29 protein-coding genes and 1 pseudogene are annotated in these 22,991 nt (G+C 64.3%); 16 read left to right on the top strand and 14 right to left on the bottom strand.

Annotated elements, in window-relative coordinates:
* Positions 1–209 precede the first annotated feature (209 nt).
* The 4 genes from ACE10X_RS28355 (at position 210) to ACE10X_RS28340 (ending at position 5,817) form a co-directional block, all read left to right on the top strand.
* Positions 210–1,172: a Tim44-like domain-containing protein gene (locus ACE10X_RS28355; protein ID WP_038385460.1), complete on the top strand. Its 963-nt coding sequence runs from the start codon at positions 210–212 to the stop codon at positions 1,170–1,172.
* Between the two features lie 479 nt (positions 1,173–1,651).
* On the top strand, positions 1,652–3,028 hold the full coding sequence (gene ltrA, locus ACE10X_RS28350; protein ID WP_375762961.1) for a group II intron reverse transcriptase/maturase: 1,377 nt from the start codon (positions 1,652–1,654) through the stop codon (positions 3,026–3,028).
* 574 nt (positions 3,029–3,602) lie between these two features.
* A complete protein-coding gene (ltrA, locus tag ACE10X_RS28345; protein ID WP_375763020.1) occupies positions 3,603–4,928 on the top strand; it encodes a group II intron reverse transcriptase/maturase in 1,326 nt (441 codons plus the stop codon).
* Between the two features lie 211 nt (positions 4,929–5,139).
* On the top strand, positions 5,140–5,817 hold the full coding sequence (locus ACE10X_RS28340; protein WP_375763191.1) for a lectin: 678 nt from the start codon (positions 5,140–5,142) through the stop codon (positions 5,815–5,817).
* A 120-nt stretch (positions 5,818–5,937) separates the two neighbouring features.
* Here ACE10X_RS28340 and ACE10X_RS28335 read toward each other — a convergent pair whose 3' ends face one another.
* Positions 5,938–6,345, bottom strand: a complete 408-nt coding sequence (locus ACE10X_RS28335; RefSeq protein WP_038386007.1) for a DUF3606 domain-containing protein — start codon at positions 6,343–6,345, stop codon at positions 5,938–5,940.
* 152 nt (positions 6,346–6,497) lie between these two features.
* Here ACE10X_RS28335 and ACE10X_RS28330 point away from each other — a divergent pair, with 152 nt between their 5' ends.
* Entirely contained in the window at positions 6,498–7,205 is a 708-nt protein-coding gene (locus tag ACE10X_RS28330; RefSeq protein WP_375763190.1) for a glutathione S-transferase, read from the top strand.
* Between the two features lie 50 nt (positions 7,206–7,255).
* Here ACE10X_RS28330 and ACE10X_RS28325 read toward each other — a convergent pair.
* Together ACE10X_RS28325 and ACE10X_RS28320 are read right to left on the bottom strand one after the other, a co-directional pair.
* A pseudogene (locus ACE10X_RS28325) lies at positions 7,256–7,616 on the bottom strand (GFA family protein).
* A 9-nt stretch (positions 7,617–7,625) separates the two neighbouring features.
* Positions 7,626–8,300 (bottom strand): methyltransferase family protein, encoded by a 675-nt coding sequence (locus ACE10X_RS28320; protein WP_375763189.1) that lies wholly within the window; start codon positions 8,298–8,300, stop codon positions 7,626–7,628.
* 145 nt (positions 8,301–8,445) lie between these two features.
* Here ACE10X_RS28320 and ACE10X_RS28315 point away from each other — a divergent pair, with 145 nt between their 5' ends.
* Both ACE10X_RS28315 and ACE10X_RS28310 read left to right on the top strand, forming a co-directional pair.
* Entirely contained in the window at positions 8,446–8,772 is a 327-nt protein-coding gene (locus ACE10X_RS28315) for a helix-turn-helix transcriptional regulator (RefSeq protein WP_028339820.1), read from the top strand.
* A complete protein-coding gene (locus ACE10X_RS28310) occupies positions 8,772–9,212 on the top strand; it encodes an SRPBCC domain-containing protein (protein WP_038386004.1) in 441 nt (146 codons plus the stop codon). Before ACE10X_RS28315 ends, ACE10X_RS28310 begins: the two co-directional genes overlap by 1 nt.
* Here the strand turns inward: ACE10X_RS28310 and ACE10X_RS28305 are convergent, their stop codons facing one another.
* Positions 9,213–9,674 carry a hypothetical protein gene (locus ACE10X_RS28305; protein ID WP_016844779.1) on the bottom strand — a complete coding sequence of 154 codons (462 nt, stop codon included), beginning with the start codon at positions 9,672–9,674 and terminating at the stop codon, positions 9,213–9,215.
* Between the two features lie 102 nt (positions 9,675–9,776).
* Positions 9,777–10,094 (bottom strand): Kazal-type serine protease inhibitor family protein, encoded by a 318-nt coding sequence (locus ACE10X_RS28300; RefSeq protein ID WP_375763188.1) that lies wholly within the window; start codon positions 10,092–10,094, stop codon positions 9,777–9,779.
* A 231-nt stretch (positions 10,095–10,325) separates the two neighbouring features.
* Between ACE10X_RS28300 and ACE10X_RS28295 the strand changes: the two genes are divergently transcribed.
* The 3 genes from ACE10X_RS28295 to ACE10X_RS28285 all read left to right on the top strand — a co-directional run bounded on the left by ACE10X_RS28295 (position 10,326) and on the right by ACE10X_RS28285 (position 13,487).
* A complete protein-coding gene (locus ACE10X_RS28295; protein ID WP_038386003.1) occupies positions 10,326–11,981 on the top strand; it encodes a fumarate hydratase in 1,656 nt (551 codons plus the stop codon).
* A 9-nt stretch (positions 11,982–11,990) separates the two neighbouring features.
* Positions 11,991–12,665 (top strand): DUF429 domain-containing protein, encoded by a 675-nt coding sequence (locus tag ACE10X_RS28290; protein ID WP_375763187.1) that lies wholly within the window; start codon positions 11,991–11,993, stop codon positions 12,663–12,665.
* A gap of 240 nt (positions 12,666–12,905) precedes the next feature.
* Complete coding sequence (locus ACE10X_RS28285; protein WP_038386002.1) at positions 12,906–13,487, top strand: hypothetical protein; 582 nt, start codon at positions 12,906–12,908, stop codon at positions 13,485–13,487.
* A gap of 36 nt (positions 13,488–13,523) precedes the next feature.
* Here the strand turns inward: ACE10X_RS28285 and ACE10X_RS28280 are convergent, their stop codons facing one another.
* From ACE10X_RS28280 to ACE10X_RS28265, 4 genes are all read right to left on the bottom strand, one after another.
* Positions 13,524–13,820, bottom strand: a complete 297-nt coding sequence (locus ACE10X_RS28280; RefSeq protein WP_028337138.1) for a hypothetical protein — start codon at positions 13,818–13,820, stop codon at positions 13,524–13,526.
* A 119-nt stretch (positions 13,821–13,939) separates the two neighbouring features.
* Positions 13,940–14,494, bottom strand: a complete 555-nt coding sequence (locus tag ACE10X_RS28275) for an inner membrane-spanning protein YciB (RefSeq protein WP_375764620.1) — start codon at positions 14,492–14,494, stop codon at positions 13,940–13,942.
* 54 nt (positions 14,495–14,548) lie between these two features.
* A complete protein-coding gene (locus tag ACE10X_RS28270; RefSeq protein ID WP_375763186.1) occupies positions 14,549–15,136 on the bottom strand; it encodes a hypothetical protein in 588 nt (195 codons plus the stop codon).
* Between the two features lie 319 nt (positions 15,137–15,455).
* Complete coding sequence (locus ACE10X_RS28265; RefSeq protein WP_375763185.1) at positions 15,456–16,859, bottom strand: carotenoid oxygenase family protein; 1,404 nt, start codon at positions 16,857–16,859, stop codon at positions 15,456–15,458.
* Positions 16,860–16,972: 113 nt separating this feature from the next.
* Here ACE10X_RS28265 and ACE10X_RS28260 point away from each other — a divergent pair, with 113 nt between their 5' ends.
* Positions 16,973–17,698, top strand: coding sequence for a TetR/AcrR family transcriptional regulator (locus ACE10X_RS28260; RefSeq protein WP_304557761.1), 726 nt, complete (start codon positions 16,973–16,975; stop codon positions 17,696–17,698).
* A gap of 17 nt (positions 17,699–17,715) precedes the next feature.
* On the opposite strand, the gene ACE10X_RS28255 is transcribed toward ACE10X_RS28260, so the two are convergent.
* On the bottom strand, positions 17,716–18,318 hold the full coding sequence (locus ACE10X_RS28255) for a hypothetical protein (RefSeq protein WP_375763184.1): 603 nt from the start codon (positions 18,316–18,318) through the stop codon (positions 17,716–17,718).
* A gap of 165 nt (positions 18,319–18,483) precedes the next feature.
* Between ACE10X_RS28255 and ACE10X_RS28250 the strand changes: the two genes are divergently transcribed.
* Positions 18,484–19,155 (top strand): SET domain-containing protein, encoded by a 672-nt coding sequence (locus ACE10X_RS28250; protein WP_038385991.1) that lies wholly within the window; start codon positions 18,484–18,486, stop codon positions 19,153–19,155.
* 23 nt (positions 19,156–19,178) lie between these two features.
* Here the strand turns inward: ACE10X_RS28250 and ACE10X_RS28245 are convergent, their stop codons facing one another.
* Positions 19,179–19,469 (bottom strand): DUF6522 family protein, encoded by a 291-nt coding sequence (locus tag ACE10X_RS28245; protein ID WP_038385990.1) that lies wholly within the window; start codon positions 19,467–19,469, stop codon positions 19,179–19,181.
* Positions 19,466–19,900 (bottom strand): Rrf2 family transcriptional regulator, encoded by a 435-nt coding sequence (locus tag ACE10X_RS28240; RefSeq protein WP_038385989.1) that lies wholly within the window; start codon positions 19,898–19,900, stop codon positions 19,466–19,468. The genes ACE10X_RS28245 and ACE10X_RS28240 overlap by 4 nt, the downstream gene beginning before the upstream one ends.
* Positions 19,901–19,983: 83 nt before the next feature.
* Between ACE10X_RS28240 and ACE10X_RS28235 the strand changes: the two genes are divergently transcribed.
* Together ACE10X_RS28235 and ACE10X_RS28230 are read left to right on the top strand one after the other, a co-directional pair.
* Positions 19,984–20,445: a group III truncated hemoglobin gene (locus ACE10X_RS28235; RefSeq protein ID WP_375763183.1), complete on the top strand. Its 462-nt coding sequence runs from the start codon at positions 19,984–19,986 to the stop codon at positions 20,443–20,445.
* Positions 20,442–20,600 (top strand): hypothetical protein, encoded by a 159-nt coding sequence (locus tag ACE10X_RS28230; protein ID WP_016844794.1) that lies wholly within the window; start codon positions 20,442–20,444, stop codon positions 20,598–20,600. The genes ACE10X_RS28235 and ACE10X_RS28230 overlap by 4 nt, the downstream gene beginning before the upstream one ends.
* Before the next feature lie 55 nt (positions 20,601–20,655).
* On the opposite strand, the gene ACE10X_RS28225 is transcribed toward ACE10X_RS28230, so the two are convergent.
* Together ACE10X_RS28225 and ACE10X_RS28220 are read right to left on the bottom strand one after the other, a co-directional pair.
* A complete protein-coding gene (locus ACE10X_RS28225) occupies positions 20,656–21,054 on the bottom strand; it encodes a hypothetical protein (RefSeq protein ID WP_375763182.1) in 399 nt (132 codons plus the stop codon).
* 31 nt (positions 21,055–21,085) lie between these two features.
* A complete protein-coding gene (locus ACE10X_RS28220) occupies positions 21,086–21,310 on the bottom strand; it encodes a hypothetical protein (protein ID WP_051003089.1) in 225 nt (74 codons plus the stop codon).
* A gap of 94 nt (positions 21,311–21,404) precedes the next feature.
* Here ACE10X_RS28220 and ACE10X_RS28215 point away from each other — a divergent pair, with 94 nt between their 5' ends.
* Entirely contained in the window at positions 21,405–22,229 is an 825-nt protein-coding gene (locus tag ACE10X_RS28215) for a helix-turn-helix domain-containing protein (RefSeq protein ID WP_038385984.1), read from the top strand.
* 62 nt (positions 22,230–22,291) lie between these two features.
* A complete protein-coding gene (locus tag ACE10X_RS28210) occupies positions 22,292–22,957 on the top strand; it encodes a DsbA family oxidoreductase (RefSeq protein WP_375763181.1) in 666 nt (221 codons plus the stop codon).
* The last annotated feature ends 34 nt before the right edge of the window (positions 22,958–22,991 follow it).

The raw sequence follows: 22,991 nt of genomic DNA, 5'->3' as shown, positions 1-22,991 counted from the left end.
AAGTGCGAGGTGAAATTCCGCGGTAACTGCGGTTGAAACCGGGCCTCATCCCGCGGTAGGACGCGCCGTCGCATCCACAAGGACCATAGTGTCACATCTCCGCGACCGAGGGCCGCAGCCGCGGTTCCCGTTTCCCGCTTCACTTTTAACCGGCCCTGCCCATCTTAGGGGCGTTTCCCCATGCCGGGGAATCCTTTGAGGAAACCAACATGAATTTCTCGCAACGCACGCGTGGAATTGTTCGGGCGATCGCCGTCGCGATGGCGCTGGCGCTGCCCGTGATGATGACCGTTTCGGCGGCCGACGCCCGCGTTGGCGGTGGCGGCTCGCGCGGCTCGCGGACATTCTCCGCGCCGCCCTCGACCAGCACGGCGCCGGGCTCGGTTGCGCCGATGAACCGCACCTTCAGCCAGCCTGGTAGCCCGAACATGGGCGCGCCGGCGGCGGCGAATTCCGGCGGCCTGTTCGGTCGCGGCGGAATGGGCCGCGGCCTGCTCGGCGGCCTGGCCGCGGGCTTCCTTGGCGCCGGCCTGTTCGGCATGCTGTTCGGCGGCGGGCTGTTCTCGGGTCTCGGCGGCCTGTCGTCGATGCTCGGCCTCTTGCTGCAGATCGGCCTGATCGTGCTCGTGGTTCGCCTTGCGATGTCGTGGTGGCAGCGCCGCAATACGCCGGCGGCCGCCTATGCGGGTGGCCCTGACGTCGGCCCCGGTCCGCAGGCGAACGCCCGCTCGGGCTTCGGCTTCGGCCTCGGCGGTGGATCGAACGCCCCGGTCGAGATCGCGCCTGGCGACTACGAGACGTTCGAACGGCTGCTCGGCGACATCCAGACCGCGTGGTCGAACGAGGACATCGCGAAGCTGCACACGCTCGCGACGCCGGAGATGGTGTCGTACTTCTCGAAGGATCTCGAGGAGAACAAGGCGCGCAACGTCACCAACAAGGTGACCAATGTGAAGCTGCTGCAGGGCGATCTGGCGGAAGCCTGGCGCGAAGGCGACAGCGAGTATGCGACGGTCGCGATGCGCTACTCGCTGGTCGACACCGTGCTCGAGCGCGGCACCGGCCGTCAGGTCGGCGGCAGCACGCAGCCGGAGGAGGTCACGGAGGTCTGGACCTTCGTGCGCCAGCGCGGCGGCAATTGGGAGCTTTCGGCGATCCAGCAGACCAACTGATCGATTGCCGAAGATGACAGATACAAGGCGCCGCGGCCTGGTCCGCGGCGCTTTTGTTTGTGTGCCGAGTATGAACGACAGCTTGGAGGTGGAAGTCCTCTACCCAGCCTGATGGCGGCGAAGGGTTAGCGAAGCGCAAGGGCATCATCGCGAGGTGGGGTCTGAAGAAAGCGTGGAGCAAAGCCGCGGCCCGATGGACAAGAACCGGATAACGAGGCCTACCCGGCCGGACGAGCGAGCAAACGGTCGCGAAGTCCAAGGTCATCAAGGGTCGGGGTGGTAAATCCGGCGGGCGTGCGGCGAAGGCGGTCGGTCTTACCTCGGGAGGTCTGCGCTGTGTCCCGGCAACGGGACTGAGGTCGTCGCAAGGCGGCCTGACCGCAGCGCAGAAGTCAGCCGAGGGCATAGTAGGCGGCAGCGCGCCGCCGAAGGCCCGAACGGTGGAAGTGGTTAGTAGAGCGGTCGATCTCGCGCGAGCCATGCGGCAGAAGAATCAGGTTGAGCTGAACTCGGACACCGGAGCGAAGGGTGAAGCCCAAAGCGCCGCCGTCCGAGAGACCGAAGCAAGCGCGGCGACGGCCAATCTTGAACGCCCGGCGGTCGCAGGGCTGTCGATGGAAGCAGTGGTCGAGCGTGAGAATCTGAAGAAAGCGTTGGCGCAAGTGAAGCGCAACAAGGGCGCGGCAGGCGTCGATGGGATGACCGTCAACGAACTGCCGGCCCACCTGAAAGAGCACTGGCTCACGATCCGAGCTCAACTGCTTGACGGCACCTACAAGCCGCAGCCGGTGCGGCGGGTCGAGATACCGAAGGCGTCGGGCGGCCTGCGGCCGCTCGGCATCCCGACGGTGCTCGACCGCGTCATCCAGCAGGCGGTGATGCAGGTGCTGCAGGCGGATTGGGATGGGACGTTCTCCGAGACGAGCTTCGGCTTCCGGCCGACCCGCTCGGCGCATCAGGCGGTGGAACGGGCGCAGGCGTATATCGCGTCCGGGCACGCCGTCGTCGTGGACATCGACTTGGAAAAGTTCTTCGACCGGGTCAACCACGACGTCCTGATGGGGCTGGTCGCCAAACGGGTGACTGACAAGCGCCTTCTGAAGCTCATCCGCGGATTCCTGAATGCGGGGGTGATGGAGGGAGGGGTGGTCAGCCCGACGGAAGAGGGCACGCCGCAAGGCGGTCCGCTCTCGCCGCTGTTGTCGAATCTGATGCTGGATGTGCTGGACAAGGAACTGGAGAAGCGCGGCCACCGCTTTGTGCGTTATGCCGATGACTGCAACATCTATGTGCGCAGTCAGCGAGCGGGCGAACGGGTGCTGGCCGGCATCGAGAAGTTCCTCGAAAAGCGCCTCAAGCTCAAGGTCAACAAGGCCAAGAGTGCGGTCGCCAAACCGAGCGTTCGCAAGTTCCTGGGCTTCAGCTTCACCGGCGGGACAGCACCGCGGCGGCGCATTGCGCCGCAGGCGCTCGCCCGCTTCAAGGCGAAAGTTCGGGAGCTGACACGGCGCACGCGCGGCCGAAGCCTTGCGCAGATTGTCAAGGAGTTGTCCGTCTATCTGATCGGATGGCGCGGCTACTTCGGCTTCTGCCAAACCCCGTCGATATTGCGCGACCTTGATCAATGGCTCAGGCGGCGGTTGCGCGCCATCGCCTGGAAGCAGTGGAAGCGCGGAATCACTCGTTTTGCCGAGCTGCGACGCCGCGGCGTCGGCCGGGATCGGGCGGCGCAAACCGCCGGAAGCCCACATGGCCCCTGGCGGCTCGCGAACAGTCCCGCACTCACCATCGCCATGCCAATCGCGTTCTTCAGTTCACTCGGCTTGGCTTCCGTCGCGGCGCTGCAGACCGCATAATCCACTGAACCGCCGGATACGGACCCGTATGTCCGGTGGTGTGGGAGTTGCGCCTTGCAAGCGCGTTGAAATCTGCCGTCTGAGATGACGGCCACGGCAAAGCCTAGCGAGCGGCCGTGTACCAAGTCTTGCGTGGCGTCCGGTAACGGTCGCTACGAAGCGTAGACAGGGAGGTTGCAGGCCGGAATGAAGTGAACGGGAAGATAGCCCCGAAATCGAACGTGATCGGAGTAGCCGACCCTGTCTCTCAAAGGGGAAGGCGGAATCGCAACCCGCGTCATCGCGAGCGGGCTGAGGTGCTCCCGGGGTTCGTACCGCCAGCATGCAACCAAGGGGATTGACGTGAACAAGGGAGATCCGTCCGGTTCAAGCGCAAGCTTGTAGGACCTGCCAAGCCGATGAGGTGAGAAGGGTCTGATGACCGGGTGGAAGTCAGACTGACTGATAGTACTCGGAGGTCGGGAGAGCCGACTACATGGGGAAGCGGTCAGCGGTAGTTGAATTGTTCTTGGGCGACATGGGCTCCATTCAACGGGAGTCACGGCCTTCTATCCTAAGAGAAGATCAGCTGACCATGGAAACGAAACTTGAACAAATAGCAGTGAAAGCTCGGCGCGAGCCAAATCTTCGCTTCACCTCGTTGGCCCATCACATCACGCGCGACCGAGTGCAAAAGAATCTATTACAGATTCCGAAGCGCTCCGCCGCCGGGGTGGACGGACAGACGGTGGAGGCGGCGAGGGAGAGCTTCGACGGATGGATCGAGCCGATGCTCCAATCCATCCACCGACAGGGATATCGGGCGCCGAACATTCGGCGTGTCTATATCCCCAAGCCCGGTAAGACGGAGAAGCGCCCCCTCGGGGTTCCAACTGTCGCCGACCGGGCCCTCCAGCGCAGCACGGCTGAGGTGTTGTCCGCCATCTACGAGCAGGACTTCTTGCCCAGCTCGTTCGGCGGCAGGCCGAAGCTCAGCGCCCATCACGCCTTGGCGACCCTCAATGAGGTCATCGCCGGCGGCATGATCAGCTGGGTGTTGGAGGCGGACTTGAAGAACTTCTTCGGGAGTCTCGATCATGATTGGGTCCTCCGGTTTGTCGAACATCGAGTCGGTGATCCGCGCCTGATCAGCTTGATCCGGCGCTGGTTGAAAGCGGGTGTCTTGGAAGACGGAGCAGTGCATCCGAGCGAACAAGGAACGCCACAAGGCGGATCGATCAGTGTGCTTTTGAGCAACCTCTACCTTCATTACGTTCTCGACCTCTGGTTCGAACGCGTGGTGAAGGGTCGGTTGCGGGGCGAAGCCCGACTTTTGCGCTATATCGACGACTTTGTGATCTGCTTCCAATATCGATCGGACGCCATCCGCGTACAGGAGGCCCTGCGTCTTCGGTTGGGGAAGTTCGGCCTCACTCTAGAGCCGACCAAGACCAAGTTGGTCGAGTTTGGTCGGTTCGCGCAAAGACACGCGGGCAAACGCGGCAGAAACCGCCCGGAAACAATCTACTTTCTGGGGCTGACGCTCTATTGCACGCGAAACCAAAGAGGCAACTTCAAGGTTGGGATGCGTACCGAGAAATCTCGGCTAAAGCGCAGCCTCATGTCTCTGCAGGAGCTGATGCGGCGAATACGGCATTACAAGATCAGTGACCAGGCCGATGAAATCAACGTCGTCCTGCGCGGCCACTATGGCTATTACGGCGTCGCCGGAAATCTCCGGAGCCTCGTAAAAGTTTATCGGGCAGTGGAGCGTTACTGGCGCGGAATGCTGCGCAGCCGCAGCTGGGCAGGCCGACGCCTCACTTGGGACGCCTTCAACCAAATCAAAGAACGGACACCGTTGCTGAAGCCTAAGCTGCGCCTCCCTTATCGGGAGCTGCAGGCGCTTGCGGTGCTGTGAACCAACTGTCGAAGAGCGTCGGTGCGGGAAATCCGCACGCCACGTTCTGTGGGAACCGGGGGCGGGCGACCGCCTCCGGTGACCCGGTGGGCGGAGCCGCGAGGCCCCCCCTATCCCGATTGCGCGTTCATTCACGTGTCGCGGCGCCGGAATATCCGGAGGGCCTGCGGGTTGATGTCAGCAGTCGATAACAACCATCGGGAGGATTGAGATGAAGACCATTGCGCAGATCGCGGTTCCGGCCTGTCTTGCGTTCGTCGTCGTGGCCACGCCGCCGGCAGCGGCGCAGACCGCGGACACCAGCTTCTTCCTGACCAGCAACGGCATCGGCAACGGTGGCAATCTCGGCGGGCTCGCCGGCGCCGACAATCATTGCCAGACGCTGGCGCAGGCCGCCGGCTTCGGTGCGCCGAAGACCTGGCGCGCCTATCTCTCGACCCAGGCGGCCGACGGCAAGGCCGCGGAGAATGCACGCGATCGCATCGGCAAGGGACCTTGGAAGAATGTAAAGGGCGTCGTGGTCGCCAAGGACGTCGCCGACCTGCACAGCGCCGGCAACAATCTCACCAAGCAGACCGCCCTGTCCGAGAAGGGCGAGGTCGTCAACGGTGCCGGCGACACGCCGAACCGCCACGACGTGCTGACGGGATCGCAGGCAGACGGTACGGCATTTGCGGCCGGCGAGGACCGCACCTGCAAGAACTGGACAAGCAGCACGCAAGGCGCCGCCATGCTCGGGCATTTCGACCGCAAGGGCCTGCGCGACGACGAGCCGTCAAAATCCTGGAACACGTCGCATCCCTCGCGCGGTCCCGACGGCGGCTGCTCGCAGGCCGACCTGAAGAGCACCGGCGGCGACGGCCTGCTGTACTGCTTCGCGGCGAACTGAGGGGAGCGCATCTGCTTCGTCATTGCGAGCGCAGCGAAGCAATCCATCCTGCCGTACGCGCGGAGCGATGGATTGCTTCGTCGCTTCGCTCCTCGCAATGTCGGGATCGTCCGGCCGCGCTCAGCTCTTCTTGCGCTTGACGGTCTTCTTAACTGTCTTCTTGGCCGTCTTCTTTTTCTTCGCGGTTCTCTTCTTCGCCGCGAAATAGGCTTCGACCTTCTTCGAGGAATGCCCGACCGCGGCGACCGCGGTCTTGAGCCGGGCAGGGGTCACCTTGAACTTCTTCGACCAGTAGCGGACCTCGTAGGGCTCGCTGATTGCGATCCGCGCGCGGTCGGCGGCCTTGTGGCGTTGCTCCTTGAAATGGGCTTCCACCTTCTTGGAGGAATGTCCGACCTTCTTGACGGCGGCTTTCAGCTTCGCCGGCGTGACCTTGAACTTCTTGGACCAGTACGCAACTTCGTAGGACTCGCTCAACGCGATCAGAGCGCGATCTGCCGCGCCCCGCTTCTTCTTGCTATCCGCCATAAGATGATCCCTCATCGAAGATTCGACGTTGGAACCTTAGCAGCCTCCGCGCGGTTCGCACAGGCGACCGTGCGCGGTGGACGATCTGACCGCGGCGCGGCTACGATCGAGCTGAAGCGAACCGATGCGGCGAAGTTTTCGGAGGTAAGTGCATGCACTATCAGCTCTACTACTGGCCGATGATCCAGGGCCGCGGCGAATATGTCCGTCTCGCGCTCGAGGATGCAGGCGCCGGCTACACCGATGTCGCGCGGGCCAAGGGCGGCACGGGCGCCATGATGAAGATGATGGAGACACACAAGGGCACGCCGCCGTTTGCGCCGCCGTTCCTCAAGGTCGGCAGTCTCGTGATCGGGCAGACCGCCAACATCCTGCTCTATCTCGGCGCGCGCCACGGCCTCGCGCCGAAGGCGGAGGGTGGAAAGCTCCGGGTGCACCAGCTGCAGCTGACGATCGCGGACTTCGTGCTGGAGATCCACGATACGCATCATCCGCTCGGGCCGTCGCTGTATTACGAGGACCAGAAGGCGCCGGCGAAGAAGCGCACCGAGGAGTTCTGGGATTCGCGGGTGCCGAAATATCTCGGCTATTTCGAGGACCTCGTGCAGGCCAACCGCGGCGCGTTCGTCACCGGCCGCCGGCTGACCTACGCTGACCTGTCGCTGTTCCAGATCGCGGAAGGCCTGCGCTATGCGTTTCCGAAGCGGATGGCGGCGTTCGAGAAGAAGATCCCGCGGCTGATCGCGCTGCGCGATCGCGTCGCCGAGCGGCCGAACATCAAGGCGTATCTGGCCAGCGAGCGGCGGATTCCCTTCAACGAAGAGGGCATTTTCCGACGCTACAAGGCGCTGGATTTGTGATCGCCCTCATTCCGGGTTCGGTCCTGCGGACCGACCCGGAATGACTGCCGTCACCGGTTCCTTCCATCCACCGGTGTCATCGCGATCTTCGACAGATCGATGCCGTCGATGCAGCTGACATTCAGCGCCCACGATGTCGGTGCCATCGGGCTTCTTGCCGCGCGCGAACACGTCGACGCCGCAATCGACGCAAAGTTGATGGCGGATCGCATGGCGGTTGAAGAGATATTCCTTGAGGTTCTCGGCGCCGGCGCGAAGCTGGAAGCTCGACGGCGGCATGAACACGAAGTGCAGGCCCTTCTTGGTGCAGATCGAGCAGTTGCAGGCGGTCACCATGGCCATATCGGTGGTGCATTCGAAGCGGACCTGTCCGCAATGGCAACCGCCGGTGTAGGTCTTGCTCTCTGCCATGATGATCCCTCACCACAGCCCGGGCACGAGGCGGTAGCGCACCCGTGCCGCATAATCGGCGTAGCCTGACAATCCCGTCACCAGCGTGCGCTCCTCGATCCCTGTGCGGACCGCGAACATCACGAAGAACACCGGCACGAAGGCGAGGCCCCACCAGGAGCCGAGCGTCAGCGGCACGCCGATGAAGAACAGCATCACGCTCGTATACATCAAATGGCGGACCAGCGCGTAGGGACCGGTCGAGATGACGTGATGGTCGCGCTCGGTCTGCACCTTCACGACCGGCGCGGCGAACGAGTTGGTGCGGAACACCCAGAGGATCAGCACGGTCGACAACAGGTACAGCGCAAGGCCGAGCACGATCAGCGGCACGCCGTCATTGACGCCGTCAAAGCGTCGGTCGAGCCCCATCGCGACGAACCACAGCACGGCTACGACCAGGAACACCAGCATGAACCGCTTGTCCTCGGTGGGCTGGCCTTCACGCGCGGTGAGGCGCATGCGCTCGGCCAGCAGTTCGGGATCGACCTTGGCAAGCCACAGACCGCAGGCCGGGCCGATCACGGCAGAGGCGATCAGATAGGCCCATGCGCCGGGCCAGTGCAGCGTACCAGCGAAGGCAAACAACAGCACGGCCATGGCGATGACGAAGAAGGTATTCTGCAGAAGGAGCTTTGCGATCATGAGCGGCTCCGCGCGATTCCAGTCGATATTATCGCACCCTTTCCCGGCAAACATGCGACCGCAGCGATCAACTTTCGGAGCAGGCGAGGCGTTCCTGCGGCGCGACTGTATTGACAATTATATAAGCAATTGCTTATATATTATCATGCCCGCCGCCACGCAGCTGACCGATGTGCTCAAGACCCTCGCGGACCCGACGCGGCGGGCGGTGTTTGAGCGGATCGCGCGGGAGGGCGAGATCGCCGCGACCGGCCTGGTGCAGGGTTCAAAGGTGTCGCAGCCGGCGGTGTCGCAACATCTGCGCGCGCTGCGCGATGCCGGGCTGGTCGCCGAGCGGCGCGAGGGCCGGCATATCCATTATCGCATCGCGCCGAAGGGGCTCGGCCCGCTGATCGACTGGCTCGGCCATTACGAGACGTTCTGGGCCGAGCGCTTTGCAAACCTGGAACGGCTGCTGAAGGAGAGTGAGTGATGGGTGAGACGCACGCGATCACGGTCGAGAAGGTGCTGCCCTGCGCGGCCGAGAAGATCTGGCGGACGCTGACGACGAGCGATCGGATCGCGAAATGGCTGATGCCGAACGATTTCGCGCCGGCCGTTGGCCATCGCTTCAATTTCCACACCAAGCCGATGGGCGACTGGGACGGTGTCGTGCATTGCGAGGTGCTGGATTGCGATCCGCCGCGTCTGTTGCGCTACTCCTGGAAGGGCGGCGCTGATACCAATCCGGAATACGGCTCGAAGCTCGATACGATCGTCACCTGGACGCTGACGCCGGTCGAAGGCGGCACCCATCTGCGGATGGTGCATGACGGCTTCGTGCTGCCGGGCAACCGCTTCGCCTTCGACATGATGAGCCCGGGATGGGGCAGGGTGCTCGACGCCATCGCGCGCATCACCGGCGAGGGCTGATCACTCGTTGTTGCCGCGACGAACGGTGATCGAGGCGTCGGTCTTGTTGCGGGTGCATTCGAGGTTGAGACGGCGATAGCGCATCGTGATGGTGTTGCCGCGCAAGATGCCCATCCGCTTCAGGCAGCGCGAGGTGCCGGTGACGGCGTCGTCCTTCGGCACGGTGAAGATCAGCGCCGTGGCGGAGCCGACCAGGTTGAAGAACTCCGGCTTCATCTTGCGATCGGTCTTGGCGTAGAGCTCGATCGAATAATCCTTGCCGCGGCAGCCGAGCGACAATTCCTTCGCCGCCGGGTGCGTGAGATAGGTGATGTTGGCGGCGCTGAAATTGACCTTCAGCCCGTCGATCTGGCCGGCGAGCTGCTTGGCGATGTCCACGCAGGGATCGGCATGCGCGGGCGCTGCGACGAAAACCGTCGCCAGCGCGATCAGCGCGGCCGGCAGTGTGGAGCGGATGCTCAAAGGCAAGCGTCGGCGCAACGATGCTGTCACGAAATACCCCCGCGGTATGAAAATACGCAAAGCTACATGCAGGCTCCCGCGGAGCCCGTCAATATGGCCGCGTCAGGACGAGCACTTGCCGTCCTGTGCCTTGGAAACTCCGGCGGCCCGGCGCTCGCAATCATTGCCATAGGTCTTGCCGTCGCAGCCGCAGACGGGCTTGAAGATCTTGTTGCAGATCGTCGGGCGGAACGCGCAGGTGCCGGTCTGGTCGAAGCGGCCGCAGGTCCCGGGCTTGAACTGGCAGAACTGGCTGCGACTGCTGCATTGCAGGCCGGCAAGGCCGCCGCACGGCTTGCCGAGGCGGGCGGCATCTGCGCCGGTCGGGACCGCGATCAGCAAGGCCAGCGCCGCGAACCAGACGAAGAGCGCTGTCTTCATGAAGGTCTCCTGATGGTTTCCTGATGGTTTCCCTGGCCGTTTCGCGGCTTGCCGGCGTTGTGGCAACCTGGGATTACGATGGCATGAAACATAGCACGTGGATTGCCGGTCCCGCGCATGGCTGGAAGGCGGCCGGCTTCCCTTTCCTTTGTCGGAAAAAGGCTTAGAACGGCTCTACATTGCCGGCGGCCCCGCGGCCGGCATCGGCCTTTCGAAACCGACGAGCAGCTCATGAACGCCCCCTCAGCCTTCCCCGACCAGCAGAAGCCCGTTCCGCCCTACAAGCACACACCTCTGTTCCCGCTTGGTGCCGACACCACGCCCTACAAGAAGGTGACGAGCGAGGGCGTCCGGGTCGAGAAGGTGTTGGGCAAGGACATGCTCGTGGTGTCGCGGGAAGCGCTGCGCGCGCTCTCCGAGGCCGCCTTCGGCGACATCAACCACTATCTGCGGCCGGGCCACCTGAAGCAGCTGCGCTCGATCCTCGAGGACAAGGAAGCCAGCGACAACGACAAGTTCGTCGCCTTCGACTTCCTGAAGAACGCCAACATCGCGGCCGGCGGCGTGCTGCCGATGTGCCAGGACACCGGCACCGCGATCATCATGGGCAAGAAGGGATGCAACGTCATCACCGACGGTGACGACGAGGCCGCGCTGTCCGAAGGCGCGCGCGATGCCTATCTGCGCCGCAATCTGCGCTACTCGCAGGTAGCTCCGTTGTCGATGTATGAGGAGAAGAACACCGCCAACAACATGCCGGCGCAGTGCGAAATCTACGCCGAGGGCGACGACGCCTACAAGTTCATGTTCATGGCCAAGGGCGGCGGCTCGGCCAACAAGAGCTTTCTGTTCCAGGCGACGCCGTCGGTGCTGACCAAGGACCGGCTGCTCGCCTTCCTGAAGGAGAAGGTGCTGACGCTCGGCACCGCGGCATGTCCCCCGTATCACCTTGCGATCGTGATCGGCGGCACCTCGGCCGAGCTCTGCATGAAGACCGTGAAGCTTGCCTCGGCGCGCTATCTCGACGCGCTGCCGACCCACGGCTCGGCCGACGGCAATGCGTTCCGCGATCTCGAGATGGAGCAGGAAATCCTCAAGATGACGCAGTCGCTCGGCGTCGGCGCGCAGTTCGGCGGCAAATATTTCTGCCACGACGTGCGCGTGATCCGCATGCCGCGCCACGGCGCCTCGCTGCCGATCGGGCTCGGCGTCTCCTGTTCGGCGGACCGCCAGGTGCTCGGCAAGATCACCAGGGACGGCGTCTATCTCGAGGAGCTCGAGCACAACCCGGCGCAGTATCTGCCCGCGGTCGAGCAGTCGCTCGGCGGTGAGGTCGTCAAGATCGACCTCAACAAGCCGATGAAGGAGATCCTCGCAACGCTGTCGCAATATCCGATCAAGACCCGCGTCTCGATGACCGGCACCATGATCGTCGCCCGCGACTCCGCGCACGCCAAGCTGCGCGAGCGGCTGGAGAAGGGCGAGCCGCTGCCGGACTATTTCAAGAACCATCCGGTCTATTACGCGGGTCCCGCCAAGACGCCCGACGGCTACGCCTCGGGCGCGTTCGGCCCGACCACGGCGGGGCGCATGGATTCCTTCGTCGACCAGTTCCAGGCCGCGGGCGGCTCGATGGTGATGGTCGCCAAGGGCAACCGCGCGGTCGCGGTGCGCGAGGCCTGCAAGAAGCACGGCGGCTTCTACCTCGGCTCGATCGGCGGCGCCGCGGCGAACCTCGCCGAGCACTGCATCAAGAAGGTCGAGGTGGTCGAGTATCCCGAGCTCGGCATGGAAGCGATCTGGCGCATCGAGGTGGTCGACTTCCCGGCTTTCATCATCATCGACGACAAGGGCAACGACTTCTTCAAGGAATTGAACCTCGGTTGAGGATCCGGGTTGATTGCGGTCGGCCTCGACGGATTTTCCAAAGGCTGGGTCGCCGTCACCATCGACGGCGACCGGCGCACGATTTCCTTTCACAGCGACATTGCGGGCGCGCTTTCGCGCCCGTTCGATCGCGCCGGGATCGATATCCCGATCGGTTTGACCGATGACGGCGAGCGCGATTGCGACCTGCTTGCGCGCGTGAGATTGCGCCCGCACACCTCGCGCGTCTTCACCGGCGCGCGGCGCTGGCTGTGGCAGCAGTTTGACGATCCCGACCTCGCGAATGCGGAAGCGGTGCGCTGCGGCCAGAGCCGTGTCTCGCGCCAGCTCTGGCATCTCGGGCCGAAGATCATGGAGGTCGACGCGTTCGTCCGCGCGAACGCCGCGCGCGACATCCGCGAGGTGCATCCCGAACTGGTGTTCCTGCGGCTGAACGGCGGCACGCCGCTGCCGCGCAAGAAGTCGGAGGAGGGCGATGCGCTCCGCTGCAGGCTGCTGAAGCGATCAGGCTTCCGCGAGATCGATCGCTGGCTCACCCGGATGCGGATCGGCACCGGCGCGAAGCGCGACGATGTGCTGGATGCGTGTGCAGTGGCGCTGGCTGCGCGCGAACCTTGCGGAAGCGTTCCGGAAGGCGTGCCGCCGCCGGATGGGCACGGTCTGCCGATGCAGATCTGGTTTTAGTGGGGTGTGACGGCGTCACACGCGGCGCGGCCGTCCGCCTCAGCCTGTATCGTTTGCATTAACCACGCTGCAGCGGCTGCGACGTTCCGCCACGCGCGAGGTTGTGCCCATCGAAGAAAGCAACCGATTTCAGCCAAGTACCCTTAAGGTTTGTCGTCGACCCTCCGCGCTCATCCCGAGGTCGGCGTGGATGAGATGACTCCGCGCTGACGATTAATCGCAATGGATGGGAGATTGACGATGAAGCCTTTTTCCTTCGGTGTATTTCTTGTGGCCTGCGTGGTGGTCTATCTGTACTTCAACCTTTCACCCGGCGACGGCATGGTCTATCGCGTGCCGATCGCGCAGGCACGCCAGGAGCTCGCGAAGGCTGAGCTGCCGCCCTTGGTGTTCGGAAGCGCTGCGCTGGATGTCGGGGTCCGCAGCAACGGCGACTCGGAAGTCGTCTGGATCGTCCGCCGGAAGGGCGAGGAGTTGTTCCGCTACACCGCTCAGCTCTCGGCTGAGGACAAGGACTCCACGCGCGTCAAGCTGAAGCTGGAGGGCGCGCAGGGGCCTACCCAGAACTACGCCAAGAACCTCGAGGATAACCCCAAGACGCGGGACTTGTATCTCGCCGCGATGCAGGAACGCGTCTCTTCCACGCTGCAGCATCGGCAGTTCGAGATGTCGCGCCTTCATGCCGCGATGGCGTCTGCCGCGGTGGCGAACCTCGGCAACATCCGCGCTTCGGCGGATCAAGCTGCCGCGGCAGCTGCGGAGCTTGAACGCAGCTCCGTGCAAAGGACCTATCGCAACGAGCCGGCCGGCGTGCGTCGCTGAGCGCGCGACTGCGCCGGCCGGCGTGTTCGGCCGGCGTTACGCCCGCGTGCCGGTGAACGGGAAGCTGCCCATCGGGCCGATGCCCATTTCGCCGGAGATGCCGTCGCCGGAGACCTTGCCGGTGAATTCGAGCGTCAGCGGCATCGGATTGGTGATGGAAACCTTCCAGGCGACGTCGTCGCCGTTCACGGTGCCGTCGAAGATTTCGGTGGAGTTGCCCTCGGCGCCCTGCGTGCCGGTGAGCGTGCCGCCGGAGCTTGCCAGCGACAGCGTCGCCTTGCGCTCGCCCATCGGGGTCGTCATCGTGAGATTCCAGTTTCCGTCCACCGCCATTGATGTCTCCCCTCCGGGTAAGGCGCTTTCAAGCGAAATGGCTATCGGTTCGCGTGAAGAAAACGCGTGCGCGGGTATAGCCCATCTTGCCGCGCGCGCCTAGTTCGCGGCTGCGGCGATCAGGCGCGGGCGGCGGCGCGCAGCCGGCTTCCGACCAGGACGCGGAAGGCGACATACTGGATCGCGAAGGCGGCGATCTTGGCGCCGACCAGCACCACCGACACGTAGAATGCCCACAGCTTCATGTCGCCGGTCGCCGCGATTGCAATGGTGCCGGCGGCGAGGATGAACATCAGCCCGGCCCAGGCGTAGCCGGCGAGGGTGGCGTATTCCGGAATCGTCTCGGTCACGATCGGCGGCAGATAGCGCAGCATCCAGCCGCGCTTGAGCATGATCGCGCCGATCGCGACGTGGCCGATCGCGGGCTTCGCCAGCACGAAGCGTGGATCGTTGGTGAAAAGCGTCGCGCCGCCGAGCACGATCACCAGCCCAAGGCTCGCCCAGGTCATGTAGCCGAGCGCCTGTCCCTTGACGCGCGCATAGACCACTTGCGCAATTGCGCCCGCGATCGCGACGCCGGTGGCGATCAGGACATTGTCGGTGGCGAAATAGACCGCCAGGAAGACGATGGTGGAAAGGAAGTCGCTCGCAAGCCTGGCAAATACGCTCTTCATCGTCATGGTTTCCGTTTCCTCGGGATGATCGTGGTGATGTTGTTATGACAGCGTTTAGCGGGACGGCAGCGCGCCGGCCGGCGGCGCCGCGTCCTTGGCCGCGCGATGGTGCGGATACCAGTGGGTGAAGTACACCGCCGCGTTACGTGCGGCGAAGGCGATCAAGAGGCCCGTCCACAGCGGCAGCGCCGGCACGTAAAGCACCGCAATGTTGCCGATCAGCATGAGCAGCATCGCGACGGTCCAGGCGCCGGTGATCAGGTAGTTGGCGTGGATGAAGCCGGGCAGCTTCGCGGTCTCGGCATCGACCTGCTCCAGCGCATATTGCCGCGTGAAGGGATGGCCGATCATGATCGAGCCGAGCGACACCAGCAGCATGCCGGCATCGACCGCGATCTTCACCGCGATGCTGCTCGACGTCGCGTCGACGAAGATGAGGTAGAAGCCGGTCGCGGCGAACACGATCACCGAACCGACGCCGAGGATCTTGATGCTGCGGCCGCGTGCGACATCGAACGCGATCACGGCAAGGCAGATCAGGGCGGCACAGAGCAGGCTCACCGTGGCCGATGTCACCAGCATCAGCATGGCGAAGGCACCGTAGGGAGCGAGGATCAGGAAGATCGTCATGGTGAGCCTCATCGGCTAATCTTTACATCGTAAAGATACCCTAGAGGCGAGTAGTGAAAGCGTCAAGCGAAATCTTTACAGTGTCAAAATAGTGAGGTGATTGGAAAAAATCCAGCTCTGACAGTGCCATAAATGTGGCTCAGCACTTGGCGCCGCCATCCCGCATCGTTGTGGCCGGGCGTGGCCGTTGACGGGCGGCGTCGCTTCCGCTCGCTTATGTCCCGGCCACCCACGTCTTTCCCGCAAGTGGCGACCAAGACGTGGATGCCCGGCACGAGGCCGGGCATGACGAGCGAGGAATTGCTGCTCTGACGTCTGGGACGATCGACGATTACTCCGCCCCCACCCAATTGCCGTGGAATCCATCCGGCACGCGGTGACCGAGATGGACCAGCGCGGTCGGGCCGGCTTCGACATCTTGCGCGTTGAACACGGCGAGGTCGCTGCGGTTTTCGCGGGCGCGCCAGACCACCGCGAGCAGCCAGCCGTCGCCTTCCGCGGCGTCAGCGCTGCGCTCGACGAAGACGGGCTCGGAGATCGTATCGCCGGCGGGCAGCAGATAGTGGCCGAGCCGCTTGCCACGGCCGTCGACATGCACGATGCCCGACAGCGCACCGAACATCGGCAGATCGGGGTTGGCGCAGGCATACCAGCCGTGATTGCTGGCAAATCCGGCGCGGCGATCGTCGACGCGGGGGAATTCGCCGGTGAGGTCGTCGAGATAGGTTTGCGTGAAGCGGTCGGTGTTGCCGGAGAGGTCGAAGGTCCAGCGGCAATAGCGCGCGCGGTTCTTCCGCGGGTCGGTCGGCGAGCCGTCGGGATGGTTGAACAGCGGCGCTTCCTCGAATTGCATCACGTCGGCGATGATGCGGTTGCCGTCCTCCCACGCGTTCATCACGTGGAAAACGTAGCAGGTCTCGGCGCGAAACCAGACGATGTCCTTTGACGCGCCGCTGCGCTTCATGACGCCGACATAGGCGCCTTTCTCCGGCTCCCAGGCATAGGGCGCCTGCCCGCGCATCGCGCGCTGCATGCTGCCGGCGATCGGCAGGATCGGAAACAGCACATGGTTCTCGATGACGATGAAGTCGTGCACCATGCTGGCATAGGGCGCCTCGAAGCGTTCGAACCGCGTCACCACACCGGACGAGCTCACCGCGCCGAACGACAGCGCCGGCGTCAGCGGGCCCGCGGCGTTGTAGCCGAAGAACACCATCTCGCCGGTGACCGGATCGATCTTGGGATGCGCGGTGAAGGGGCCGGAGATCGCGCCCTTGTAGTCGCAATAGCCGAGGCGATTGAGCGTGCCGGGCTCGATCTCGGTCGGCAGGTGGCCTTCCTCGAGCGCGAGCAGGCGGCCGCCATGGAAGATGATGTTGGTGTTGGCGACGCCGCCGTCGGTCGTCGTGGTGGCCGGCGCATCCGGCATCTTGCGCCCGAAGCCGCCGAACAGCGCGCGGCCGGCGTCGTGCTCGGCCTGCCATTTCGGTGTGCGGACCCAGCGGTTGCGGTAGCTGGCGCGGCCGTTCTCGAGATGGAAGGCGTGCAGCATGCCGTCGCCGACGAACCAGTGCGCACCGGGCGCCTCGAATTGCGGGTTGGGACCGTTGCGATAGAGCGTGCCGTTCAGCTCGCGGGGCAATTCGCCCGAGATCTTCAGGAACGGCGCGTCGGCTTCGAATGGGATCGGCGCCAGATTGGTGCGCGCCGCATTGGATGTGACCTGGTCGAGCATTCCGCATCTCCCTGCATTATGATCTTTACATCGTAAAGATATCAGTAAGGATGACGCCGCCGATCGTCAAGCAAAATCTTTACAGTGTAAAAATTGCGACATATAAGGGCCCGATGGCAAGAATATCCAAACAAAACAAGGCGACTCGCCCGGCACGGGCTCCGACCCGCCGGGTTGCACGGACCGCGGCGGCTCGTCCTGCCCCACGGCGCCGCGCCAACGACACGCCGTATCATCACGGCGATCTGCATGAGGCACTGTTGAAGGCCGCCGAGCGCGTGCTCGAGCGTGATGGACTGGCGGGACTGACATTGCGTGCGGTGGCGCGCGAGGCCGGCGTGTCGCACGCCGCCCCGACGCATCATTTCGGCGATCTCACCGGTTTGCTCAGCGAACTCGCGGCGATCGGTTTCCGGCAATTTGGCCTCGCGATGGCGGCTGCGGACGCTTCGGCAGCCACGACGCCCGAGAAGGGCGTGGCGAGCGCCAAGGCTTATGTTGCCTATGCCCAGGCACATCCCGGCATGTACGGGCTGATGTTCCGCAGCGAGCGGCTCGATCATTCGCGGCCGTCGCTGCACGAGGCATCCGAGGCTTCGTTCGCAGGGCTGACCCGCGGCGTCGGCGCCAGCCGGCACGAGCAGATTTCCAAGGAGCAGCTTACGCTGGATCAGGCGGCCGCGATCGCGTCCGCCTGGTCGCTGGTGCATGGTTTCACCATGCTGCTGCTCGACGGACGCCTCAAGACGATTCTGGATCGGTCGCCCGAGGGCACATCCGCGGAAACGCTGTTGACTGCGATGCTGCGATTGTCCGCGGGCCGCTCGGCGCGGCAATAACCAGTGCTGCCCGTGGGCTAGCGCCTCACAAGCGACGTGGTCCGGCCGCTCTGTCCGACCGTCTTCACCGTATCCGTGCCGCATTTGAAATCGCGGGCGAAATCGTCGGCGGCGTGCCGCGCCAGCGCGTTGGCGTCGGGATTGGCCGCGACGTCGACATAGGCGACATGACAGACATCGCCCGGCGGCAGCCGGGTCACGGCGAGCATTGCCCGCGAGACGGGGCCGCCGCGCTTGTCCTGCTCGCTGTTGTCGGCGATCTGCCAGCGCTGGATGATCGCAAACGGCTTGCCGCCGGCTGCACGCCATTCGACCGTATCGCCGGTCGAGCTGAACGGGCCGAACCAGGCCTGCGCGGCCGGTTCCCTGGCTGCCGCCTCGCGGTTTCGGCCCACCGAGACCACTTCGCGCAGATCGCCCTCATTGATCAGCACCACGAGCGCGGATTTTCCCGGACAGACCCTCGTGGTGCTGCCGTCCTCCTCGCTGGGCTTGCCGATCATGCGGCAGGCCTTCGGCGCGGTCGATGTGTAGCTGCTGCTGATTGTCTCAGCGCCGGCCTGACCAGGATTTGCACCGGCAAGCGCCATAACGACTGTTGCAAAAGCAAGGTATTTCATCGGGGGAAACCTGGGATCCGGACGTTACTTTGTGTCTGACATATGCAATCTGGGGAAGGTTCAATAAGACACGCGGGAAACACCTGACAGGCGCGCGGAATCGTCCTAGAAGGGCGGCTTCGCAACTTCTGTCGCGTGCACTTGCGTGCCGTAACCTTGATCGTCATGACCACGATATCATCCAACAAGCCCTATCGCGTCGGCCGTTCCCGGACCGGTCTTGGCCTTTTCGCCACCAAGCCGATCAAGAAAGGCACCAAGATCATCCGCTATTTCGGGCCGTTGCTCGACTCGAAGAAGAAGGATGAGGACGCGATCGAGAACAAATATCTGTTCGAGCTCACCAACCGCTGGACCATCGACGGCTCGATCCGCGAGAACGTCGCGCGCTATATCAACCACGCCTGCAGGCCGAACGCGGAATCCGACGTTCGTCCACGCAAGCGCAAGGTGTTCATCCGCGCCATCAAGGACATCGAGCCGGGCGACGAAATCAATTACGACTACGGAACCGACTATTTCAAAGCCTATCTGAAGCCGATCGGCTGCAAGTGCGATGCCTGCGAGAAGAAGCGCAAGAAGAAGCGCGCGGAGGCGAGGGCGGAGCGGGTGCGGCTGAAGGAAAGGGCCGAGCGGAAGGCACAGCGCAAGGCCGAGAAGCTCGCCGAGGAGCGGGCCAGGCAGCGGAAGGCGAAGAAGGCTGCCAAAGCAAACGGCAAGCTCGTCAACGGCACGGCGCTGAACGGCAGTCACCTCAATGGTCACAGCCTGATCAACACGGCGGGCAAGAAGGCTGCCTCGTCGAAGCGGGGCACCGCTCGGGCGCTGAACGCCTGATACCCACGTCGCCCGAAAACGCTCTAGCCGCTCGGCCGGTGCGCCGCGCGTGGCAACGGGGAATTGCCGAAATCCAGCGTCGAGCGCTGGATGATCGTGCCGTGCTCGTCGATGACGAGACGGAAACGCTTGCTCCCCGAGAAGAATGTGAGGCGATGGCGCCCCTGATCGGCGTCGAGCCCGCGCTCCGAACGCGTCGTGATCGCGCCCGAGCGCATCCCGGCCTGCAGCAGCGGCACCGCGATGCCGAGGCCTTCGGCGACGATATTGGCGTCGACCTCGAACGCGCCGTCCGCGAATGCGATCGTCGTCATGATGCCCTCGCGGGATGGCGGACGGGACGCGGCAGGTAGGCGCATTCGGCGAGCGTCGTTCCGTCGAGCTCGCGCATGAATGCCTCGCGTGCCGCCGCAAGCTTCGTCTTCAGCCGGCAGCGCGGCAGCAGCAGGCAGTCTCCGCCGTCATCCCTGAAACATTCGACCAGCGCGCTGCCGCCTTCCAGCGCGCGCACCACCTGGCCGAGGGTGATGGTTTCCGCCGGCCGCGCCAGCGAGAAGCCGCCGCCAGCGCCGCGCTGGGTGGCAATGAAGCCGGCCTCGGCAAGATCGCGCACCACCTTGGCGAGGTGGTTGCGGGAAATGTCGAACTCGGCCGCGATCTCGCTGGTGGCAAACGATCGGTCCGGCTCGCCGGCCAGCCGCATCAGGGCGCGGAGCGCAAAATCCGTGAACGATGTCAGGCGCATGGAAGCCCTTCGAAATCAGCACTTGGCGGATCAGCTATAGCAGGCTAAATAGGCATTTGAAATACCTATTTAGGATGTGAGCCATGACAGGAGCAGAGCGCCGCGAGCAGATCACCGCCGGGATCGTCGCGCGGACCGGGATCACCGAGGCCATGATCGAGCAGCTGGTGCACGCCTTCTACGCCGAGGTCCGCAAGGACCCGATGATCGGGCCGGTGTTCGAGAGCAGGATCAGCAATTGGGCGCCGCATCTGGCCCAGATGTGCGCGTTCTGGTCCTCGGTTGCGCTGATGACCGGACGCTATCACGGCACGCCGATGGTCAAGCATATGCCGCTGCCGATCGACGCCGCGCATTTCGACCGCTGGCTCGAACTGTTCGAAGCGACCGCAGCCGAGCTGTGCCCGCCCGCGGCCGCGGCGCATTTCATCGATCGCGCGCGGCGCATCGCCTCGAGCCTCGAGATGGGCGTCGCCAGCGGGCAGGGCGTGATGCTGGCGGTCGGCGAGCGTTACAGGCGAAGCGAAGCAGGAGCAGTGCAATGAGGAACAGGGCGAAGGCAATTGCGCGCGCCATCGACGGCGCGTGGTTTCATCAGGATCAGGCCGATCCGTTCTCCGGCAGCAGTCTGGTGCCGATGCTGATCATCGGCCTGGCGCTGACCTTTGCCGGCATGATCGTCGCGGTGGTGCTGAGCTGACAGAAACAGCCGCCGCGTTTGCCGCGACGGCCGCTCGTCACGTCTGGCATTCGGTTTACGCCGCGACCGCTTCACCGCTGCGGCGCAGCCCGACATATTGCAGCTCGGCGAACACGCCGGTGGCGATCGCCTGGGCGAGGATCACGATGGTCCCGAAGAGGTTTGGCGACACCGCGCCCGACAGCAGCAGCGCGATGCTGGCGAGCGTCCAGGCCGCGTTGCCGGCGACCACTAGGATCACGGGTCCTTTCGGCAGCGAGGTTCGCGCGCCGAGCCAGCCGACCAGCGCGGTGTAGGCGATCAGGAACAACCCGGTCTCGCGCAGCAGCGCTTCCGGCAGGCCGAGCAGCGATGCCAGCGCGCCGGTGTCGAGCACCATCGCGATGGCGGATACGCCGCTGAACACGGCGTCGGCAAGCAAAGCGCGGCGCAGCAGCTGGGATGAATGGATCATGGCAGTGTCTCCTCGGGTTGGGATGGGTTGGTCAGCCGAACAGGGACCTCAGCTGGCGCCACAGCCGGAACGGACACAGCGCCTTGCCGACCCTCATCTCGACCGCATAAACCTGCGCGAACACGAACACGCCGGTCGCGTGCACGAGCGGCTGCGGCATGTTGAGCGAGCGCGCCAGCAGCCAGGTGGCCAGATGGACCAGCCACGGCAGCAGGACGGCGAGGGCGCGGACAAGGGACAGCATCAGCATGGTCATCTCCTGTGCCGTGGAAGATGAGCCGGCCGGCGCGCCAATTCGATTACCTCAGGCGTAATGGAACGGGCGAATTCCGCATGGTAGGTTTTGCACCATGAACGCACATGCATCCATGGCGCGGGCCGAGCCCGCAAAACCCGTCCCGATCGGCGAGCACCTGCGCGAGTGGCGGCAGCGCCGTCATCTCAGCCAGCTCGACCTTGCCGTCGATGCCGAGATCTCGGCACGGCATTTGAGCTTCGTCGAGACCGGCCGCTCGGCGCCGTCGCGCGACATGGTCCTCAAACTGGCGGAGCGCCTCGACGTGCCCTTACGCGAACGCAACGTGCTGCTGGTCGCCGCGGGTTTCGCGCCCGCATTCCCGCAACGCTCGCTGGATGATCCTGCGCTGAAATCGGCGCGCGAGGCCATCAACCTGGTGCTGAAGGCGCACGAGCCCAATCCGGCGCTGGCCTATGACCGGCACTGGAATCTGGTCTCTGCCAACCGCATGGTGGCGCCGCTGCTCGAGGGTGTGCCGCAGCGGCTGCTCGGCCAGCCTTTCAATATCCTGCGGCTTGCCTTCCACCCCGAGGGCCTCGCGCCGCGCACCGTCAACCTCGCGGAATGGGCCGCGCATCTTCTGGAGCGGCTGCATCGGCAATGCGAGGCAACGGCGGATCCAGAGCTGCTCAAGCTCTATCAGGACCTGAAGTCCTATCCGATCCCGGCGCGGTCGGCCCCGATCACCACCGACAACAACGTCGCGCTTCCCTTCAAGCTCCGCCTCAATGGCGAGATCCTGAGCTTCATCTCGACCACCATGGTGTTCGGCACGCCGGTCGACATCACGCTGCAGGAACTGGCGCTGGAGACCTTCTTCCCGGCCGATGAGCTGACCGCCGAGCGGATGCGGCAGATGGCAGCCAGTATGAAATAGCGGCTTGTCTCGGGACGCTTTCGGCCTACCTTTGGCGTTCCATTTCCGCCGGGAACCCCGCCATGAGCGATCTGAAGCCGCTTCGCCTCGACATCGTCTCCGATGTCGTTTGCCCCTGGTGCTATATCGGCAAGCATCGCATCGAGGATGCGCTCAAGCTGGTGCCCGATGTACCGGTCGAGGTGCATTGGCGGCCGTTCTTCCTCAACAACTTGGTGCCGCGCGAGGGCATCAGCCGCGACGAATATCTGACCGCCAAATTCGGTTCGGTCGACGCCTACAAGGGCATCGCCGGCCGCGTGGTCGCCGCCGCCAATGAGGAGGGGCTCACCTACCATCCCGAACTCGTCAAGCGGCAGCCCAACACGATCGACTGCCATCGTCTGATCCACTGGGCCGAGGCCAAAGGCAAGGCGGCCGAGATGAAGCAGCGGCTGATGGAGCTGTATTTCCGCGACGGCGGCGATCTCACCGACAGCAACGTGCTGGTACAGGCGGCAAGCGACGTCGGGCTCGATGCCGACGACGTGCGCAAGCGTCTTGCCACCGACGAAGATGTCGCGCTGGTCTCGGCGCAGGCCCAGGAAGCCGCCGAGAAGGGGATTTCGGGCGTGCCGACCTTCGTGTTTGCGCAGAAATACGCGGTGTCCGGTGCCCAGCCGGCCGAGCAGCTCGCCCGCGCCATCCGCCAGGTCTCGGCCGAGATCAACGCGCAGGCGGCGCAGTAATCCGCAATCCACATCGAAAGCCCGGCTCATGCCG

Source organism: Bradyrhizobium sp. Pha-3 (assembly GCF_042258325.1).
Lineage (GTDB): Bacteria > Pseudomonadota > Alphaproteobacteria > Rhizobiales > Xanthobacteraceae > Bradyrhizobium > Bradyrhizobium elkanii.
Note: the sequence above shows the minus strand (reverse complement) of the source record. Positions and strands in the feature narration are given on the sequence as shown.

Bases quoted from the DNA above. Each gene is read 5' to 3' on its own strand.
- ACE10X_RS28355 (WP_038385460.1), top strand. From the start codon at position 210: ATGAATTTCTCGCAACGCACGCGTGGAATTGTTCGGGCGATCGCCGTC.
- ltrA (WP_375762961.1), top strand. From the start codon at position 1,652: ATGCGGCAGAAGAATCAGGTTGAGCTGAACTCGGACACCGGAGCGAAG.
- ltrA (WP_375763020.1), top strand. From the start codon at position 3,603: ATGGAAACGAAACTTGAACAAATAGCAGTGAAAGCTCGGCGCGAGCCA.
- ACE10X_RS28340 (WP_375763191.1), top strand. From the start codon at position 5,140: ATGAAGACCATTGCGCAGATCGCGGTTCCGGCCTGTCTTGCGTTCGTC.
- ACE10X_RS28335 (WP_038386007.1), bottom strand. From the start codon at position 6,345: ATGGCGGATAGCAAGAAGAAGCGGGGCGCGGCAGATCGCGCTCTGATC.
- ACE10X_RS28330 (WP_375763190.1), top strand. From the start codon at position 6,498: ATGCACTATCAGCTCTACTACTGGCCGATGATCCAGGGCCGCGGCGAA.
- ACE10X_RS28320 (WP_375763189.1), bottom strand. From the start codon at position 8,300: ATGATCGCAAAGCTCCTTCTGCAGAATACCTTCTTCGTCATCGCCATG.
- ACE10X_RS28315 (WP_028339820.1), top strand. From the start codon at position 8,446: ATGCCCGCCGCCACGCAGCTGACCGATGTGCTCAAGACCCTCGCGGAC.
- ACE10X_RS28310 (WP_038386004.1), top strand. From the start codon at position 8,772: ATGGGTGAGACGCACGCGATCACGGTCGAGAAGGTGCTGCCCTGCGCG.
- ACE10X_RS28300 (WP_375763188.1), bottom strand. From the start codon at position 10,094: ATGAAGACAGCGCTCTTCGTCTGGTTCGCGGCGCTGGCCTTGCTGATC.
- ACE10X_RS28295 (WP_038386003.1), top strand. From the start codon at position 10,326: ATGAACGCCCCCTCAGCCTTCCCCGACCAGCAGAAGCCCGTTCCGCCC.
- ACE10X_RS28285 (WP_038386002.1), top strand. From the start codon at position 12,906: ATGAAGCCTTTTTCCTTCGGTGTATTTCTTGTGGCCTGCGTGGTGGTC.
- ACE10X_RS28280 (WP_028337138.1), bottom strand. From the start codon at position 13,820: ATGGCGGTGGACGGAAACTGGAATCTCACGATGACGACCCCGATGGGC.
- ACE10X_RS28275 (WP_375764620.1), bottom strand. From the start codon at position 14,494: ATGAAGAGCGTATTTGCCAGGCTTGCGAGCGACTTCCTTTCCACCATC.
- ACE10X_RS28270 (WP_375763186.1), bottom strand. From the start codon at position 15,136: ATGAGGCTCACCATGACGATCTTCCTGATCCTCGCTCCCTACGGTGCC.
- ACE10X_RS28265 (WP_375763185.1), bottom strand. From the start codon at position 16,859: ATGCTCGACCAGGTCACATCCAATGCGGCGCGCACCAATCTGGCGCCG.
- ACE10X_RS28260 (WP_304557761.1), top strand. From the start codon at position 16,973: ATGGCAAGAATATCCAAACAAAACAAGGCGACTCGCCCGGCACGGGCT.
- ACE10X_RS28255 (WP_375763184.1), bottom strand. From the start codon at position 18,318: ATGAAATACCTTGCTTTTGCAACAGTCGTTATGGCGCTTGCCGGTGCA.
- ACE10X_RS28250 (WP_038385991.1), top strand. From the start codon at position 18,484: ATGACCACGATATCATCCAACAAGCCCTATCGCGTCGGCCGTTCCCGG.
- ACE10X_RS28245 (WP_038385990.1), bottom strand. From the start codon at position 19,469: ATGACGACGATCGCATTCGCGGACGGCGCGTTCGAGGTCGACGCCAAT.
- ACE10X_RS28240 (WP_038385989.1), bottom strand. From the start codon at position 19,900: ATGCGCCTGACATCGTTCACGGATTTTGCGCTCCGCGCCCTGATGCGG.
- ACE10X_RS28235 (WP_375763183.1), top strand. From the start codon at position 19,984: ATGACAGGAGCAGAGCGCCGCGAGCAGATCACCGCCGGGATCGTCGCG.
- ACE10X_RS28230 (WP_016844794.1), top strand. From the start codon at position 20,442: ATGAGGAACAGGGCGAAGGCAATTGCGCGCGCCATCGACGGCGCGTGG.
- ACE10X_RS28225 (WP_375763182.1), bottom strand. From the start codon at position 21,054: ATGATCCATTCATCCCAGCTGCTGCGCCGCGCTTTGCTTGCCGACGCC.
- ACE10X_RS28220 (WP_051003089.1), bottom strand. From the start codon at position 21,310: ATGACCATGCTGATGCTGTCCCTTGTCCGCGCCCTCGCCGTCCTGCTG.
- ACE10X_RS28215 (WP_038385984.1), top strand. From the start codon at position 21,405: ATGAACGCACATGCATCCATGGCGCGGGCCGAGCCCGCAAAACCCGTC.
- ACE10X_RS28210 (WP_375763181.1), top strand. From the start codon at position 22,292: ATGAGCGATCTGAAGCCGCTTCGCCTCGACATCGTCTCCGATGTCGTT.